Below are 15,721 nucleotides of genomic sequence, written 5' to 3' on the forward strand. Positions count from 1 at the left end.
CTCCGCAGGGGCTGTCGGGGCAGGGTGTGCGAGCCAGTAACCTTGTGCGGGGCGCGGTCGCGCCCCGCTTCCCTGGCCCGCGTACAGCGAAAGGTGCCCACCGCCCCGTGGAAACAGCCGAAACCGCCGCCCCGGCAGCCGTGATCGTCGCCATCGACGGACCGTCCGGCACGGGCAAGTCGAGCACCTCGAAGGCCGTCGCCGCCCAGCTCGGTCTCAGCTACCTGGACACCGGCGCCCAGTACCGGGCCATCACGTGGTGGATGGTCCACAACGGCATCGACCTCACCGACCCGACGGCCATCGCCGCCGTCGCGGGCAAGCCCGAGATCGTCTCCGGCACCGACCCGGCCGCCCCGACCATCACGGTCGACGGCACGGACGTCGCAGGACCGATCCGCACCACCGACGTCACCTCCAAGGTCAGCGCGGTCAGCGCCGTCCCCGAGGTGCGCACCCGCATCACGGAGCTGCAGCGCTCCATCGCGGCCTCGGCGGAGAAGGGCATCGTCGTCGAGGGCCGCGACATCGGTACGACCGTGCTGCCCGACGCCGACCTGAAAATCTTCCTCACCGCGTCGCCCGAGGCGCGCGCCGCCCGCCGCTCCGGCGAGCTGAAGGGCGCCGACATCAAGGCGACCCAGGAGGCCCTGATCAAGCGGGACGCGGCCGACTCCAGCCGCAAGACGTCCCCGCTGGCCAAGGCCGACGACGCCGTCGAGGTCGACACCACCGAACTCACGCTTCAGCAGGTCATCGAGTGCGTCGTCACCCTCGTCGAGGAGAAGCGGGCCGCGAAGTGAGCGACGCTCCCTCCGCGCGGGGGGCCGCCGCGCGGGGCGCCGCCGAGAAGGCCGCCTCCGAGCGGGGCGCCGAGGTCGGCCGCCGGATCGGCGTCGGCCTCATGTACGGGCTCTGGAAGCCGCGCGTCCTCGGCGCCTGGCGGGTGCCCGTGAGCGGCCCGGTCATCCTGGCCGTCAACCACTCGCACAACGTCGACGGCCCGATGGTCATGGGCGTCGCGCCCCGGCCGACGCACTTCCTGATCAAGAAGGAAGCGTTCATCGGGCCCCTCGGCTCCTTCCTGCACGGCATCGGCCAGCTGAAGGTGGACCGCTCGGTCGCCGACCGCACGGCCATCACCCGCGCCCTGGGCGTCCTGGAGCAGGGCGGCGTCCTCGGGATCTTCCCGGAGGGCACCCGGGGGGACGGCGACTTCGCGTCGCTGCGGGCCGGCCTCGCGTACTTCGCGGTGCGGGCGGGCGCCCCGATCGTGCCGGTCGCGGTGCTGGGAAGCACCGAGCGTCCCGGACGGTTGATAAAGCAGCTGCCGCCGCTGCGCAGCCGCGTCGACGTCGTCTTCGGCGACCCCTTCGACGCGGGTGACGGAAGCGGGCGGCGCACGCGCAAGGCGCTGGACGAGGCGACCGTGCGCATCCAGGAGCGGCTCACCGCCCACCTGGAAAACGCCAGGCGCCTGACCGGGCGCTGAGCGAGACTTATCAGTAGTGCCCCGGCCCGACAGGCAGGACGGTGCACCGATCACCACGATGAACGACGAGGTACGGACTTCATGAACGACCAGATCCAGCCCGAGGGCGACGGCTCCGCCGAGCACGACCACGGGGCGCTCGGCGACGCCGAGTACGCACAGTTCATGGAGCTCGCCGCCGAAGAGGGCTTCGACATCGAGGACGTCGAGGGCGCCATCGAGGAGGCGGGCCACGGCCCGCTGCCCGTCCTCGCCGTCATCGGTCGCCCCAATGTCGGCAAGTCGACACTGGTGAACCGCATCATCGGCCGCCGCGAGGCCGTCGTGGAGGACCGTCCGGGCGTCACCCGCGACCGCGTCACCTATGAGGCCGAATGGGCGGGCCGCCGCTTCAAGCTCGTCGACACCGGCGGCTGGGAGCAGGACGTCCTCGGCATCGACGCGTCCGTCGCCGCCCAGGCGGAGTACGCGATCGAGGCCGCCGACGCTGTCGTCTTCGTCGTCGACGCCACGGTCGGCGCCACCGACACCGACGAGGCCGTCGTCCGCCTGCTCCGCAAGGCCGGCAAGCCCGTCGTGCTCTGCGCCAACAAGGTCGACGGCCCGTCCGGCGAGGCCGACGCCACCGCCCTGTGGGCCCTCGGCCTCGGCGAGCCGCACCCCGTCTCCGCGCTGCACGGCCGCGGCACCGGCGACATGCTGGACGCCGTCCTGGAGGCGCTGCCCGAGGCGCCCGCGCAGACCTTCGGCGCGGCCATCGGCGGCCCCCGCCGCATCGCCCTCATCGGCCGGCCGAACGTCGGCAAGTCCTCCCTGCTCAACAAGGTGGCGAACGAGGACCGCGTCGTCGTCAACGAGCTCGCGGGCACCACCCGTGACCCGGTCGACGAGCTCATCGAACTCGGCGGCATCACCTGGAAGTTCGTCGACACGGCGGGCATCCGCAAGCGCGTCCACCTCCAGCAGGGCGCCGACTACTACGCCTCGCTGCGCACGGCCGCCGCCGTCGAGAAGGCGGAGGTCGCGGTGATCCTCATCGACGCCTCCGACACGATCTCGGTCCAGGACCAGCGCATCGTGACGATGGCCGTCGAGGCGGGCCGCGCGATCGTCGTCGCGTACAACAAGTGGGACACCCTCGACGAGGAGCGCCGCTACTACCTGGAGCGGGAGATCGAGACCGAGCTCGGCCAGGTCGCCTGGGCGCCGCGGGTGAACGTGTCGGCGGCCACCGGGCGCCACATGGAGAAGCTGGTCCCGGCGATCGAGACGGCTCTGGCAGGCTGGGAGACGCGCGTGCCGACCGGCCGCCTCAACGCCTTCCTCGGCGAGATCGTCGCCTCCCACCCGCACCCGGTCCGCGGCGGCAAGCAGCCCCGCATCCTCTTCGGCACGCAGGCGGGCACCAAGCCGCCGCGGTTCGTCTTCTTCGCGTCCGGCTTCATCGAGGCGGGCTACCGCCGCTTCCTGGAGCGTCGCCTGCGCGAGGAGTTCGGCTTCGAGGGGACGCCGATCCACATCTCGGTGCGGGTGCGCGAGAAGCGCGGCCGCAAGAAGTAAGCAGTAAGCGGTAAGGCGTACGAGAGAATGCCCGGCCCCCCGTAGAGGGGAGGCCGGGCATTCGGCTGTCCGGGGTGCGCGGCTCAGTGCTCGCGGCGCGGTCCCGGCGGCAGGGCCGCGGGGACCTGGTAGTGGCCCGTGGCGTAGTGGTCCTGCTGGCCGTAGCGGGCCATCTGGAACTGGCCGTAGGAGCTGTGGCGCGGTTCGTGCCGTCCGTCGGTGCGGTGCTGGACGCCGTACTGCCCCGAGCCGAAGGAGACGAACCCCAGGTTCTCCTCGCCGGACCGGTCGCCCGGCAGGGACCTGAAGGACCTGAGGTACTCCGAGTACAGCGTGTCGTAGATGGGTGTGGCCGAGTGGCTGCCCGCGGTGTCCGGCGCGGTGCGCATGGACGGGATGGGGCTCTGGTACGCCGGCCGGTGACGGGAGGGGTCGTATGGGTGCACGACTGTGCCAACGAAACGACCGCTCTACGGATGCGGGGGCCGCGCCGCTTTCCCCGGTCCGGCAGGGGTGTGACCGGCACTTTCGGGGTCCGGGGCGGCCTCCCGCGCACTCCCGGAAGATCAGGTTCCGGCGAGCGGCATGGTGGCCGCGACGAGGCGGCCGTGGGTCGCGGCCTTGTCCAGGGCGGCCCGCAGCATGTCCTCGCGGGGCTGCCGGCCGATGGAGCCGACGGGCGCCGCGAAGAGCAGCACGGTCTGCGTCTTGTTGGCCGCGGTCCGCCAGTCCTCGGTGACCTGGAGCGGGTGGTGCGCCTGCCACCAGGCGACGGGGGAGCCGCCGCCGGTGCCGGGCTGCAGGACGGCGTGCAGCTGGCCCATGGCGAGCAGCACGGACCAGCCGGGCAGCGCGGGCGGCGGGGAGTCGAGCGAGGCGACCGGCGTGAAGCCCTGCTCGATCAGGAGCGGCAGGAAGTCGTCACCGCCGCCCGGCGCGGCGCCGGGGCGGGCGATGGGGCCGGTCGGCTCGACGACGAGCGCGGGGCGCAGCTCGCCCTCGATCAGGACGAGGCCGCTGGTCACGCCGAGGACGGCCTGGGTCGGCGCCGCCTCGGGCACCGTCCCGGGCGCCGCCTCCGGCGCAGCTGCGCCGTCGTCTCCGGTGATCGAGCGCACGGCACCCTGCAACTGCTCCTCGGAGACCGTGACGATCTGGGAGGGCAGGCAGCTGGAGTGGGCGAAGGCGAGCACGGCTGTCTCGTCGCCGACGAACAGGACCGTGCTGGTGCGCTCCTGTTCGGCGTCGCCCGGGGTGCGGCAGGACGTGCAGTCGTAGCTGCCCGGGGTGTTGTCTCCGGCGAGCAGCCGGTCGGCTTCTTCGTCGCCGATCTCGGCGCGTACGTCGTCGCTGAGGTCGAGCATGCGCGGCACGGGTGGCTCCTCGGGATCGTCTTCTGGGGTGCATGGGGAAGGTGTGCCGAGCCGGACGGTGTCCGACTCGTAAGAAGACAACGGTGGATCAGTGGCGCAAGTCACGCGCGAAGGCGAACGGAATCGAACCATCCGCAGCGGAGGGTGAAACGGCTCGCGGAATCCGTCACTCCGCGCCAACAGGTGCTGGGGCCAAGGAAGTTGGGCCGGTGAGCTGAGTCACAGATCGACACGGCGAGTGGTCGACAAATCCTGATATCGGCCTATGAAGTGGGTGGCCGAAAGTCGCCGATACCGTAGGTAACGCTCAACTGGCCTGGAATGACAAGGACTTGGTTGATACCGGGCTAGGGGACTCCTAGATTCCACCGCCGTGTGCAGCGAGCACCGCTCGGGTACGTCCGCCGGTTGCATCAGCCAGCTCGAGCACCGACACCGGCGGGCGGGTCCTGCGGGGTCCTGAGCGCCGGATGCGTGAGGGGCCCGCACGGCCAGGGGGAGCCCGGGTCCTCCGAGAGGGAAATACATGTCCGCACGTCCCAAGAGCACGCGCACCACGGCAGTGATCGGAGGGGCCGCACTCCTGGCCCCGCTGGGCCTGCTCGCCGCGACCGGCCAGGCCGGCGCGGCCGACAGCGGAGTGTGGGACCGCATCGCACGGTGCGAGAGCGGCGGGAACTGGCAGATCAACACGGGCAACGGCTACTACGGCGGGCTGCAGTTCTCCGCCGGTACGTGGCGTGCGTTCGGCGGCGGGGCCTACGCGCCGACCGCCGACAAGGCGTCGAAGGCGCAGCAGATCGCGGTCGCCACCAAGGTCCAGCGCGCCCAGGGATGGGGCGCGTGGCCCACCTGTGCGGCCCGGGCGGGCGCGTACGGGAGCGCGCCGTCCGCCGCGGCACCGGTCCCGAAGGCCGCGAAGCCGGCGCCGAAGGCCGTGCAGCAGCGGTCCGGCGAGGCGCCCGGCCGGTCCGACCGGGGGGCCTCCCGCGGCGCTTCCGGCACCTACACCGTCCAGCAGGGCGACACCCTCAGCCGCATCGCGGCCAAGCACGGCATCGGCTGGCAGCGGCTCTACGCCGCCAACCGGCAGGTCATCGGCGGTGACCCGGATGTGATCGTGCCGGGACAGCGATTGAGCGTCTGACCCGATAGTCCGACCGGGTGGGGGCGGCTCCGCGGCGGCGCGGCACACTCCGGGCCCGCCGCGGAGCTGCCTAGCGTGACCCGATGCACCCGATGCACCGGAAGTTGACCAAGCGTGTCCGGTCCGTGTCCCTGGTCCTCGGCGCCGTCCTGGCGGCGGCGGCGCTGCCGACGGCCGCCGCGTCCGCGGCTCCGCCGTCGAAGCCGGGCGCGGCCTCCAGGGCGTACGACTGTTCCACGACCAAAGGACCGTGGGAGTGCCTCGCCGAGTGCGAGAGCAACGGCCGATGGCACACCAACACGGGAAACGGCTTCTACGGAGGGCTGCAGTTCTGGCAGCCCACCTGGGAGGCGTACGGCGGGCTCAAGTACGCGCCGCGCGCCGACCTCGCCACCAAGGAAGAGCAGATCAAGGTCGCCGAGAAGGTGTTGCGCACCCAGGGCTGGGGCGCCTGGCCCGCCTGCTCCAAGAAGGTGCGCATCGAGCGGTTCCAGCGGGACGGCCACACGGTGAAGGCGGGCGAGACGCTGAGTTCGATCGCGCGCCGGTACGGGGTGAAGGGAGGCTGGCAGGCGCTGTACAAGGCCAACCGCGACACGATCGGGAGCAGTCCCGACCGGATCGGCGTGGGCGCCGTCCTCGTCATTCCGGGGCGTACCGCGGCGGGGCGGAGCTGAGCTCTCCCGGCTCACCGCTGAACACGACCGCGCCGCGGCGCAGTTCGTGCACGACCGCCGTCCGGCTCGCGCCCTCGCGCAAGGCGGGCGGCAGGCGCTGCTCGGCCAGGACCACACACGCGTCGAGCTCCGTCAGGAGGGCGTAGGTCCGGGCCGCGACGGCAGGCGACATGCCCTGCGTCGGCTCGTCCGCGAGGACGACCTCCACCGTCGGGAGCAGCGCCCGCGTCAGGGCCAGCATGCGCTGCTCGCCTCCCGAGAGGGTGCCCGCGCGGCGGCGCAGCAGCGGGCGCAGCTCGGGGTAGGCGTCGAGGGCGCGGGTGAAGTCGCCCGCCGGGTACGACAGGGCGAGGTTCTCCGCGACGGTGAGGGAGGAGAACACCGCCCGGCGGTCCGGTACGAAGCACACGCCTTCCGCCGCTCGTTCGTGGGCGGGGCGGCGCGTGATGTCCCGGCCGTCGCGGACGACCGCGCCCGAGGAGAGGGCGACCGTGCCGGCCAGGGCGCGCAGGGCCGTGGTGCGGCCGGCGCCGTTGCGGCCCAGGAGCACGGTGACGGCGGCCGCGGGGGCGGCCAGGGTCACGCCGTGCAGGGCCTCCAGGGGGCCGTAGCGGACGCGGGCCGCTCGCAGTTCGATGCCTCCTCGCATTCAGCGGACCTCTTCCAGTGCCTGGCCCGCGGGGCCCGTGGTCACGATGCGGCCCGCCGCCATCACGTGCACGGTGTCGGCGAGGCCCGCCACGAGGTCGAGGTCGTGCTCGACGACGAGGAGCGCCGTGCCGTCGGCCGCGAGCGCGCGCAACAGGGTGGCGAGCGCCGCCACCTCGGACTCGTCCAGGCCCGCGGCCGGCTCGTCCAGGAGGAGGGTGTGGGGGTCGCCCGCGAGGGCCCTGGCGAGTTCCGTGCGCCGGAGGACGCCGGTGGAGAGGTCGGCGGCGGGGTGGGTGCCGAGGGGCGTGAGGCCCAGGAGGCGGAGGGCCCGGGCGGTGGCTCCGGGGCGCTGTCCGGGGGCTCGGTCCGCGCCCACCTGGATGTTCTCCGCGACCGTCAGCGACGGGAAGACCGCCAGTTGCTGGAAGGTGCGGGCCAGGCCGGTGCGGGTGCGGGCGTGGGCGGGGAGCGCGGTGATGTCGCGGGGGCCCAGGGTGACGCTTCCGGACGTGGGCCGGAGGGTCCCTGCCAGACAGTGGAAGAGGCTGCTCTTGCCCGCGCCGTTGGGCCCCACGATCGCGGTGACGCGGCCCGCCGGAACGGTGAGGCTCACGTCGTCGAGCGCCTTGAAGCCGTCGTAGGTGAGGGTGAGGTGGTGGGCGGCGAGGGTGTGGCTCGGGTGGTCGGGAGTGCGCGCCGTTCGGGTGGTCCCCTGTGCTGCGTGTCGCCGGTTCGGCGGCTGCGGGGGTGTGGGGGCGGCCTTCCCCTCGTCGGCGACGGTGCGCGGGGGAGTGCGGCTCGGGTGGTCGGGTGCGGGCGTGGTCCGGGTGGGGTGTGGGGCCGCGGTGGTGTCTGCGTGCTCGCCGTCCCTGCGGCCGGGTCCCCTTGCTCCGGCGCTGTCAGCGTTGGCTCGGTGCTGCGCTCGCAGAAGCCCCCACACCCCCTCCCGTGGGTTCGGCGGCCGCGGGCCGGTGGCGCTCGTGGCGCCCGTCAGCATCGCGCGGGCCGACCGGCCCGCCGGGGTGAGGCGCGGGGTGCGGCGGAAGCCGCGGGTGGCCGCGTGCAGTGCCTCGTACGGGCCACCCGGGAAGCGGCCGATCAGGACGGCCAGGAGGCCGATCACCGCCGCGGCCATGCCGCCCTGCGTCCCCGCGTCCAGGCCGACCAGGAGCGCCGCCGCGGCCAGGGCGCCGAGGACGCTGTCCGAGCCGAGGACCACGATCGCGGCGAACCAGAGGAGTCCGCGCACGGGGTCGTACGCGCCCGCGTCGAACGCCCGGTGGCCCATGGCGAGCATGCCGCCGCCGAGCGCGGCGAGCGCCGCCCCGGTGACGAACGCGGCGAGTTTCAGGCCGGGGACCGGCACCCCGGCGGCCGCCGCGCCCGCCTCGTGGTCCCGCAGCGCCGCGAGCGCCCGGCCCGTGCGGCCCCGGCGCAACGCGGTGACCAGGAGCAACGCGCCCGCGAGGAGTGCGAGTTCGAGGACGTAGTACGCACGGTCGCCCGTGAAGCCCGCGGGGCGGTCCAGGGTCAGGCCCGCCGTCGCGTACGGCTGGGTGAAGACGAAGCGGCTGACGCCCACGCCGACCGCGAAGGTCGCAAGGGCCAGTGCCAGGCCGTGTCTGCTGATCGCGGGCTGCCCGGTGAGCAGGCCCAGGGGCGCGACGAGGAGGACGGCGACGGCCAGGGCGGGCAGGTGCGGGAGTTCGGGGAGGCCGGGGAAGCGGCCCGCCGACAGGAGCGCCGTGAAGAGGGCGCCGAGACCCGCGTACGCCGCCTGGCCGAGGGAGATCTGGCCGCCCCGGCCCGTCACGATCACGAGCGAGAGGAGGATCACCGCAAGGGCCGGGACCTGCACCGACGTCGTGAGGTCGCTGCCCGCGAAGCCCAGCGGGATGAGGAAGAGGACCGTCGCCACGATCCAGGCGCCCGGCGGCGTGGGGACGCGGGCCGTCGCCGTGCGGGGGAGGGCGTCCCGGGAGCCGATGCCGGGCAGGACGAGCGCCGCGATCAGCAGGGCGATCACGAAGAGGTTGGCGCCCGCCGTCTGGAGGAGCTGCTCCTGCCGGCCCCCGGGGTGCAGGCGCGTCAGCTGGCTCTGCGCCACGCCCAGGCCGAGGGCGACCGCCACGGCGACGGGCAGGCTGCGCATGCCGGCCGCCACGGCGACCGCCACCACCTCCATGACGAGCAGCGGCATGCCGTACGGATCGAGGCGTACGTGGGGGGCGAGCAGGACGCCGGTGAGGCAGGCCGTGAAGGAGCCGAAGGCCCAGCCCGCCGCCGCAACCCGGTCCGCGTCGATGCCGGAGAGCACGGCGAGGTGGCGGTTGTCGACCACCGCGCGCAGCTCCCCGCCGAAGCGGGTCCAGCGGGTCAGCGCGCCCACGGCGGCGGCGAGGGCGACGGCCGCGCCGAGCTGCGCCCAGGGGTCGGCGGAGAGGAGTTCGGGCGCGTCGTCGCGGGCGCCCGGGCCCCAGAGGAGCGCCGCTCCGCCGACGAGCAGGACGAAGACGCCGATCGAGGCGACCAGGGTCTGCGCCGGGTCTCCGCCGAGGACCGCGAGGGGGCGGAAGACCGCGCGGTCGAGGAGCAGGCCGATGGCCGGGGCGACGACGAGCAGGGTGACGGCGGCCGCCAGGGGGAGCGGCCAGTGCCATTCGGCCGTCAGCTGGCGCAGGACGTAGGCGCAGAGCATGGCGATCGCGCCGTGCGCGAAGTTGAGGACGCCGGTGGCGCGGTGGGTGACGATCAGGCCGATGCCGGTGAGGGCGGCGGCGCTGCCGACCGAGAGCCCGGCCAGTGTCAGGTCGTAGCTCAGGGACGCCACCGGCTCAGTCCTCCGGCGCCGGTGCCGGGGCGGCCGGCGGGTCGTCGGGCTCCGGGGGACGCCGTGGTTCGCAGATCGGACAAGGGGCCAGGGCGCCCGCCGCGAGGATCGTGGCGTCGGCGGGGACGGCCGTCGGCTTGCCGGCGACCAGCGGGCAGTCCGCGCGGTGCCAGAGCGTGCCGCCGGGGACCATGAGGAGCGCGTCGCCGGTCGCCACGGGGGGCTGCGGCCGGTCCCCGGCGGGCGCGGGCTCCGTCGCCACCAGGAGTCCGTACAGCTCCTCGACGCGCGCCGCCGCCAGGGCGCTCCTGCCGTGGGTGAGCAGCACGGCGCCCGCGACGATCAGCGCGGCGCCCGGCACCGTGCAGGAGGCGAGATAGGGCAACTGCCGTTCGGCGAACCGCTCTCCGGAGACGCCGTACCAGCCGATCACGCAGAGCACCGCGCCGCCGGCGAGCGCCGCGAAGGCCGCCCACAGCACGGGGCGCACGGCGCGCGAGCGGTCCCGGCCGGACGCACCGGCCGTCCGAACTGTCCGATCCGCCCCCATCGGAGCCCCCCTGGGACACGTCGTCGGTCACGTCAGTGACGTCAGTGGGCTGTCCATGTCAGCCGATGGCTTGCACTATGCCTTCTGGAAGCCGACGCTGAAAGCTCCGGGCCCGAGCGGTCCGGACCGACACCCGGTGGTGAGCCAGATGGTTCTCGGGAGCAGCCCAAGGCGGGGGACGCGCCCCGGGCGGGGCAGGGCGCGGGGCGCGGCGCTGGCGGCCGCCGCGGTCCTGCTGATCGGACCGGCCGCCGTGGCCTGCGGCGACGACAGCGGAGGCGGGGACGGCGGCACGCCGCCCGAGCCGTCCGTGCAGAAGACGACCGAAGCGGCCGAGCCCACCGAAGCGAGCGCGCCCGCCGACCGGGCCGCCGCGGAGAAGGAAGTCCGCGAGAACTGGGAGAAGTTCTTCGACCCGAAGACGTCCCTGAAGGAGAAGGAGACCGTCCTGGAGAACGGCGCCGAGATGCGCGCCGTGCTCAGGAGCTTCAGCGGCGACGAGCGGGGCGAGCAGGTCGCGGCCGAGGTCGGCGAGGTCGAGTTCGACTCCGCCACCGAGGCCGAGGTGACGTACGCGCTGACGCTGAAGGGCGCCACCGCGCTGCCCGACGCCTCCGGGACAGCCGTCGACGAGGACGGCACCTGGAAGGTGTCGGTCAAGACCCTCTGCGCCCTGGTGAAGCTGAGCGGGAATGCGTCGCCCGGTCCGGGCTGCTGAGGTACTGTCCGCCGCCGCACTCCTGGTGGCGTGCGCGGCCTGCGGGAGCCGGCTGCCCGAGAGCGACTTCGAACGGCGCGGCACCGGGCCCGCCCCGCCCGGGGGAGCGCCGGTCAGGGTCGGTATCATCACCAGCGCGACCAGCCCGGTCGGCGGCGCCGCCTTCACCGGGCCGCGGGACGGGGCCAAGGCCTATTTCGACCGGCTGAACGCGCGCGGCGGCATCGAAGGGCGCAGGGTCGAGGTGCGCACCTGCGACGACGGCGGCAGCGGCGTCGGCAACAACGACTGCGTGCGCAAGCTGGTCGAGGAGCAGCGGGTCGTCGCGCTCGTCGCCACGTCCTCGCTGGACTACGCGGGGGCGGCACGCGTCTCACGGGCGCGCGTGCCCGACATCGGGGGCCAGCCCATCGGGTCCGCCTACGACACGTATCCGCATCTGTACGGGATCTACGGCAGCCTCGCCCCGCGGAACGGGAAGCCGGGCTGGGACGGCAAGCTGTACGGCGGGACGGAGGTCTACCGCTACTTCAAGCGGGAGCACGGCGCGCGGACCGCCGCCGTCGTCTCCTACAACCAGGCCGCGTCCGCCGCGTACGCACGGCTCGTCACCCGGGGCCTGAAGGCCGAGGGCTACAAGGTGGTCACCGAACAGGTCGACTTCGCGCTGCCCAACTTCCGTGCCGCGGCGGCCGACCTGAAGGAGCAGGGCGCCGACCTCGTCTTCGACGCGATGGACACACACGGCAACGCGCGGCTGTGCGAGGCGATGGACGACGTCGGCGCGCGGGTCACCGCCAAGGTCACCAACGTCCAGAACTGGACCTCGGCCGTCGCCGACGACTACAAGGACGCGCCCCGCTGCCGCAACGCCCTGTGGGCCACCGGGTCGAGCAGGAACCACGAGGACACCGGCCACCCGGCCGTGCGGGAGTTCCGCGCGGCCATGCGGGGCAAGGCGCTCTCGCAGTGGCAGCTGGAGGGGTGGGCCGCCGCCATGTGGTTCACCGACGCGGCGCGGTCCTGCCCGGGCGGGAGCGGCGCCGACATCACGCGCGCGTGCGTGGACCGTTTCATGCGCAGGAACGAGCCGTACTCCGCGCGGGGGCTGCTGATGCCCGTGACCTTCGAGCAGCGCAGGGAGCCGCCCGCGACGCGCAGGACGTGTGTGTCGGTGGCCCGCTGGCGGGACGGGGAGGGCTGGGTCACTCAGGGCGGCGACATGAACGAAAACTGCTTCGACGTCCCTCAGCTCTCCTACCAGCCTTGATGGGCGAGAACGCGAAAAAGTTCCCCTCCTTGGCTTGCGATCACGCATCTGTTCGGAAACAGGATGGTGTTGTCACCCAACCATTGGCCAGGAATCCCCGTCTAACCCTGCGGTAGGCGGACGAGGGGGACTGTCCGCATGGAAGCGCGGAATACGGGGACGCATGCACATCTCTTTCCTGATTCACAACGCGTACGGAATCGGAGGGACGATCCGGACGACGTACAACCTGGCGAACACGCTGTCCCAACAGCACGACGTCGAGGTCGTATCCGTCTTCCGGCACCGTGACGAGCCCGTCTTCGCGCCTGACCAGCGCGTGCGACTGAGGCACCTCGTCGACCTCCGCGAGGGCACATCGGGCTACGAGGGGAAGGACCCGGAGCATCTGACCCCTGCCCGGACGTTCCCCAGCGCCGAGGGCCGCTACGCCCAGTACAGCGCCCTCACCGACCGCCGCGTGGCCGACCACCTCGCGCGTCTCGACGCGGACGTCGTCGTCGGTACCCGGCCCGGCCTCAACGTACACATCGCCCGGCAGACCGCGCGGGGCCCGCTGCGCGTGGGCCAGGAACACCTCACGCTCGACAGCCACAGCAAGGAACTGCGCCGCCAGCTGCGCAGCGTCTATCCGCGCCTCGACGTCCTGACCACGACGACCGAGGCCGACGCCCGCGCCTACACCCGCAAGATGCGGCTGCCCGGCGTGCACGTCCAAGCCGTGCCGAACCCCGTGCCCGCGCCCGGCATAGAGCCCGCCGACGGCTCCCACAAGTGGGTCGTCGCGGCCGGCCGGCTGGCCCCCGTCAAGCGGTACGACCTGTTGATCAGGGCCTTCGACAAGGTGCGGCGCGAGCGCCCCGACTGGCGGCTGCGGATCTACGGCGGCGGCAAGCAGAAGGAGAAGCTGCGCGCCCTGATCGACGAACTCGGCCTCTACAACCACGTCTTCCTCATGGGCCCCGCCCACCCGATCGAGCCCGAGTGGGCCAAGGGCTCCATCGCCGCCGTCACCTCCAGCCTGGAGTCCTTCGGCATGACGATCGTCGAGGCGATGCGCTGCGGGCTCCCCGTGGTCGCCACCGACTGCCCGCACGGACCCGGCGAGATCATCGACAACGGTGTCGACGGGCGGCTCGTCGAGACGGGCAACGCCGACGCCATAGCGGGCGGACTGCTCGAACTGATCAACAACGACTCGCTCCGGCAGCGGATGGCGGGCGCGGCGCTCCAGGACTCCGAGCGCTTCGACCCGGAACGCATAGCCGAGCGCTACGACGCGATGTTCTCCGGGATGATCGCCCGGAGCAGCTCGATGGGGGGCCGGATGCGCGGCTCCCTGCACCGCACGAGAGGCGCGCTGCTCGGGGGCGCGTACGCCGTGCGTGATCTCGGCCGCATACAGACGAAGGGATCGACCGCATGACGGCCTTGGCCACCTCGCAGTCGGCGTCGCACGCCGGGGACGACCACGAGGCCGCGGGAGCGCCCCGTGCCGACTGCATCGCCGACTCCGCCGGGGGACTCACCTTCGACGTCACGGACCCCGGCGAACCCGGCACGGCGGACGCCGCCCACCTGCTGCTGCGCCGCCGCGACGCCGAATCGCCCGAGGACTGCGTGCGGCTGCCGCTCTCCCCGTCGGCGGACGGCCGGCTGCGGGCCGCGCTGCCCAGCAGCGTCGAGCTCGCCGAGGGCCGCTGGAACGCGTACGCACAGGTCGCGGGCGGCGAGCCGCGCCGCCTCATGCCGGGCGTGAACGACCTGCGCTCGCTGGTCGACCGCGCGCCCAGCGGCAACCGCGGCCACGTCGCCGTGCGCATCCCCTACGCCACCAAGCAGGGCAACCTCTCGGTGCGCAGCTGGCTGCGCGCGCCGCACGCCGAGGCCGGCGAGATCCAGATCACCGACGCCACCATGAGCGCGCACGGCCGGGTGTACGGCACCGGGCTCACCGACACCGCGTACGTCGAGGCCGTCCGGCGCGCCGAGCCGGACGTCGTCCACCGCGTCGACGTCACCGCGGAGGGACCGGAGTTCACCTTCACGCTGCCGTACGCCCCCCTCGCAGGGCACGGTGCCGGGCCCTGGGACCTGTGGCTGTGCCCGGCCGGCGAGAGCGGACCCCGGGTGCGCCTGGCCCGGATCCTGGACGACGTCCCGGACAAGAAGACGATCTTCACCTACCCGGTCGTGCCGTGCGTGACGGAGCGGCACGGCACGCTGGAGGCGGGCCCGTACTACACCCTCGACAACGACCTGTCGGTGCGCGTCCGCGAGCCGCGCGGCGAGAAGGAGGCCGGCCAGGGCGGCTGACGCCGGGGGAGCGGCACCGCGGACCGTGGCTGTCCTCGGACACCGGCACAATCACGTCCATGTTGGAGACCTCGGCACGACTGCTCCGCCTGCTCTCCCTGCTGCAGGCCCACCGCGACTGGTCCGGCGCGGACCTCGCCGCCCGGCTCGGGGTCACCCCGCGCACGGTCCGGCGCGACGTCGACCGGCTGCGCGGGCTCGGCTACCCCGTCAACGCCACCCCGGGCACCGGCGGCGGCTATCAGCTCGGCGCGGGGGCCGAGCTGCCGCCGCTGCTCCTGGACGACGACGAGGCGGTCGCGGTCGCCGTGGGCCTGCGCACCGCCGCGGGACAGGGCGTCGAGGGCATCGGCGAGACCTCGGTCCGCGCGCTCTCCAAGCTCGAACAGGTGCTGCCGAACAGGCTGCGCCGCCGCGTCGGCGCCCTGCACGCGTACACCGTGCCGATGCTGCGCCCCCCGCAGCCGCAGGGCGTCGACCCGGCGGTCCTCACCGAACTCGCCGACCTCTGCCGGGACTCGGAGCGGCTGCGCTTCGACTACCGCGACCACGAGGGCACGTCGACCCGCAGGACCGTCGAACCGCACCGCCTGGTGTGCAGCGAGCGGCGCTGGTACCTCGTGGCCTGGGACCTCGACCGCGACGACTGGCGCACCTTCCGCGCGGACCGCGTCGAACCGAGGCCGCCGCACGGACCGCGCTTCGCGCCGCGCACCCCGCCCGCCGAGGATCTCGCCGCGTACGTCGCGCAGGGCGTCTCCACGCGCGCGTACGCCACCCATGCCGTGGTCCGGCTCCTCGTCCCGCTCGCCGATGCGGCCCAGCGGATCACGCCCACCGACGGCACCCTGGAGGCCGAGACCGAGGAGAGCTGCCTCCTGCACACCGGCGCGACGAGCCTGGACGTGATGGTCTTCCATGTGCTGTTCATGGGCATCGAGTTTGAGATCGTCGACCCGCCCGAGCTCGCCGACCGGGTCAGGTCGGCTAGGGACCTCCTGAGCCGGGCCCTGGACCGGGGTGTTCCGTCTGCGGGTCCTGACGCACCCGGTCCTGGTCCCGTGCCTCGAACGCCGCGTACTCGGGATGGTGCAGATCGAACGCCGGGGACTCGGAGCGGACCCGGGGCAGCGTGAC

At 73.5% G+C, this 15,721-nt stretch carries 15 protein-coding genes; 10 read left to right on the plus strand and 5 right to left on the minus strand.

The features are described 5' to 3' along the window. Positions 1-107 precede the first annotated feature (107 nt). The 3 genes from cmk (at position 108) to der (ending at position 3,052) form a co-directional block, all read left to right on the plus strand. Positions 108-803, plus strand: coding sequence for a (d)CMP kinase (gene cmk / locus ACZ7LU_RS25950; RefSeq protein ID WP_398310161.1), 696 nt, complete (start codon positions 108-110; stop codon positions 801-803). Next, positions 761-1,492: a lysophospholipid acyltransferase family protein gene (locus ACZ7LU_RS25955; protein WP_471918159.1), complete on the plus strand. Its 732-nt coding sequence runs from the start codon at positions 761-763 to the stop codon at positions 1,490-1,492. The genes cmk and ACZ7LU_RS25955 overlap by 43 nt, the downstream gene beginning before the upstream one ends. 81 nt (positions 1,493-1,573) lie before the next feature. Then, the gene (gene der / locus ACZ7LU_RS25960) at positions 1,574-3,052 is read left to right on the plus strand and encodes a ribosome biogenesis GTPase Der (protein WP_398310156.1); all 1,479 of its coding nucleotides are present in this window, start codon (positions 1,574-1,576) and stop codon (positions 3,050-3,052) included. An 83-nt stretch (positions 3,053-3,135) separates the two neighbouring features. Here der and ACZ7LU_RS25965 read toward each other — a convergent pair whose 3' ends face one another. Both ACZ7LU_RS25965 and ACZ7LU_RS25970 read right to left on the minus strand, forming a co-directional pair. After that, positions 3,136-3,441, minus strand: coding sequence for a hypothetical protein (locus tag ACZ7LU_RS25965; RefSeq protein ID WP_398310153.1), 306 nt, complete (start codon positions 3,439-3,441; stop codon positions 3,136-3,138). A 177-nt stretch (positions 3,442-3,618) separates the two neighbouring features. Next, complete coding sequence (locus ACZ7LU_RS25970) at positions 3,619-4,425, minus strand: hypothetical protein (protein ID WP_471918160.1); 807 nt, start codon at positions 4,423-4,425, stop codon at positions 3,619-3,621. Positions 4,426-4,951: 526 nt separating this feature from the next. Here ACZ7LU_RS25970 and ACZ7LU_RS25975 point away from each other — a divergent pair. Both ACZ7LU_RS25975 and ACZ7LU_RS25980 read left to right on the plus strand, forming a co-directional pair. Continuing rightward, entirely contained in the window at positions 4,952-5,572 is a 621-nt protein-coding gene (locus tag ACZ7LU_RS25975) for a LysM peptidoglycan-binding domain-containing protein (protein ID WP_398310147.1), read from the plus strand. Positions 5,573-5,655: 83 nt separating this feature from the next. Further along, on the plus strand, positions 5,656-6,249 hold the full coding sequence (locus ACZ7LU_RS25980; RefSeq protein WP_470983209.1) for a LysM peptidoglycan-binding domain-containing protein: 594 nt from the start codon (positions 5,656-5,658) through the stop codon (positions 6,247-6,249). Here the strand turns inward: ACZ7LU_RS25980 and ACZ7LU_RS25985 are convergent. The 3 genes from ACZ7LU_RS25985 to ACZ7LU_RS25995 are packed head-to-tail and all read right to left on the minus strand — an operon-like array spanning position 6,215 to position 10,280. After that, entirely contained in the window at positions 6,215-6,898 is a 684-nt protein-coding gene (locus ACZ7LU_RS25985; protein WP_468718212.1) for an ATP-binding cassette domain-containing protein, read from the minus strand. The genes ACZ7LU_RS25980 and ACZ7LU_RS25985 overlap by 35 nt on opposite strands. Then, positions 6,899-9,730, minus strand: a complete 2,832-nt coding sequence (locus ACZ7LU_RS25990) for an ABC transporter permease subunit (RefSeq protein WP_471918161.1) — start codon at positions 9,728-9,730, stop codon at positions 6,899-6,901. Positions 9,731-9,734: 4 nt separating this feature from the next. Further along, the gene (locus ACZ7LU_RS25995; protein WP_468091319.1) at positions 9,735-10,280 is read right to left on the minus strand and encodes a hypothetical protein; all 546 of its coding nucleotides are present in this window, start codon (positions 10,278-10,280) and stop codon (positions 9,735-9,737) included. A 148-nt stretch (positions 10,281-10,428) separates the two neighbouring features. Between ACZ7LU_RS25995 and ACZ7LU_RS26000 the strand changes: the two genes are divergently transcribed. The 5 genes from ACZ7LU_RS26000 (at position 10,429) to ACZ7LU_RS26020 (ending at position 15,720) form a co-directional block, all read left to right on the plus strand. Next, entirely contained in the window at positions 10,429-10,998 is a 570-nt protein-coding gene (locus ACZ7LU_RS26000) for an MTB12 C-terminal domain-containing protein (protein WP_468315099.1), read from the plus strand. Beyond that, positions 10,973-12,268, plus strand: coding sequence for an ABC transporter substrate-binding protein (locus ACZ7LU_RS26005; protein ID WP_471918162.1), 1,296 nt, complete (start codon positions 10,973-10,975; stop codon positions 12,266-12,268). Before ACZ7LU_RS26000 ends, ACZ7LU_RS26005 begins: the two co-directional genes overlap by 26 nt. Before the next feature lie 163 nt (positions 12,269-12,431). After that, complete coding sequence (locus tag ACZ7LU_RS26010) at positions 12,432-13,694, plus strand: glycosyltransferase family 4 protein (protein WP_398310128.1); 1,263 nt, start codon at positions 12,432-12,434, stop codon at positions 13,692-13,694. Next, positions 13,691-14,584: a hypothetical protein gene (locus ACZ7LU_RS26015; RefSeq protein ID WP_471918163.1), complete on the plus strand. Its 894-nt coding sequence runs from the start codon at positions 13,691-13,693 to the stop codon at positions 14,582-14,584. Before ACZ7LU_RS26010 ends, ACZ7LU_RS26015 begins: the two co-directional genes overlap by 4 nt. A gap of 59 nt (positions 14,585-14,643) precedes the next feature. Next, positions 14,644-15,720 carry a helix-turn-helix transcriptional regulator gene (locus tag ACZ7LU_RS26020; protein ID WP_471918164.1) on the plus strand — a complete coding sequence of 359 codons (1,077 nt, stop codon included), beginning with the start codon at positions 14,644-14,646 and terminating at the stop codon, positions 15,718-15,720. Position 15,721: the final 1 nt, after the last annotated feature.

The sequence above is a fragment of the Streptomyces sp. NPDC039462 genome (genome assembly GCF_055639375.1).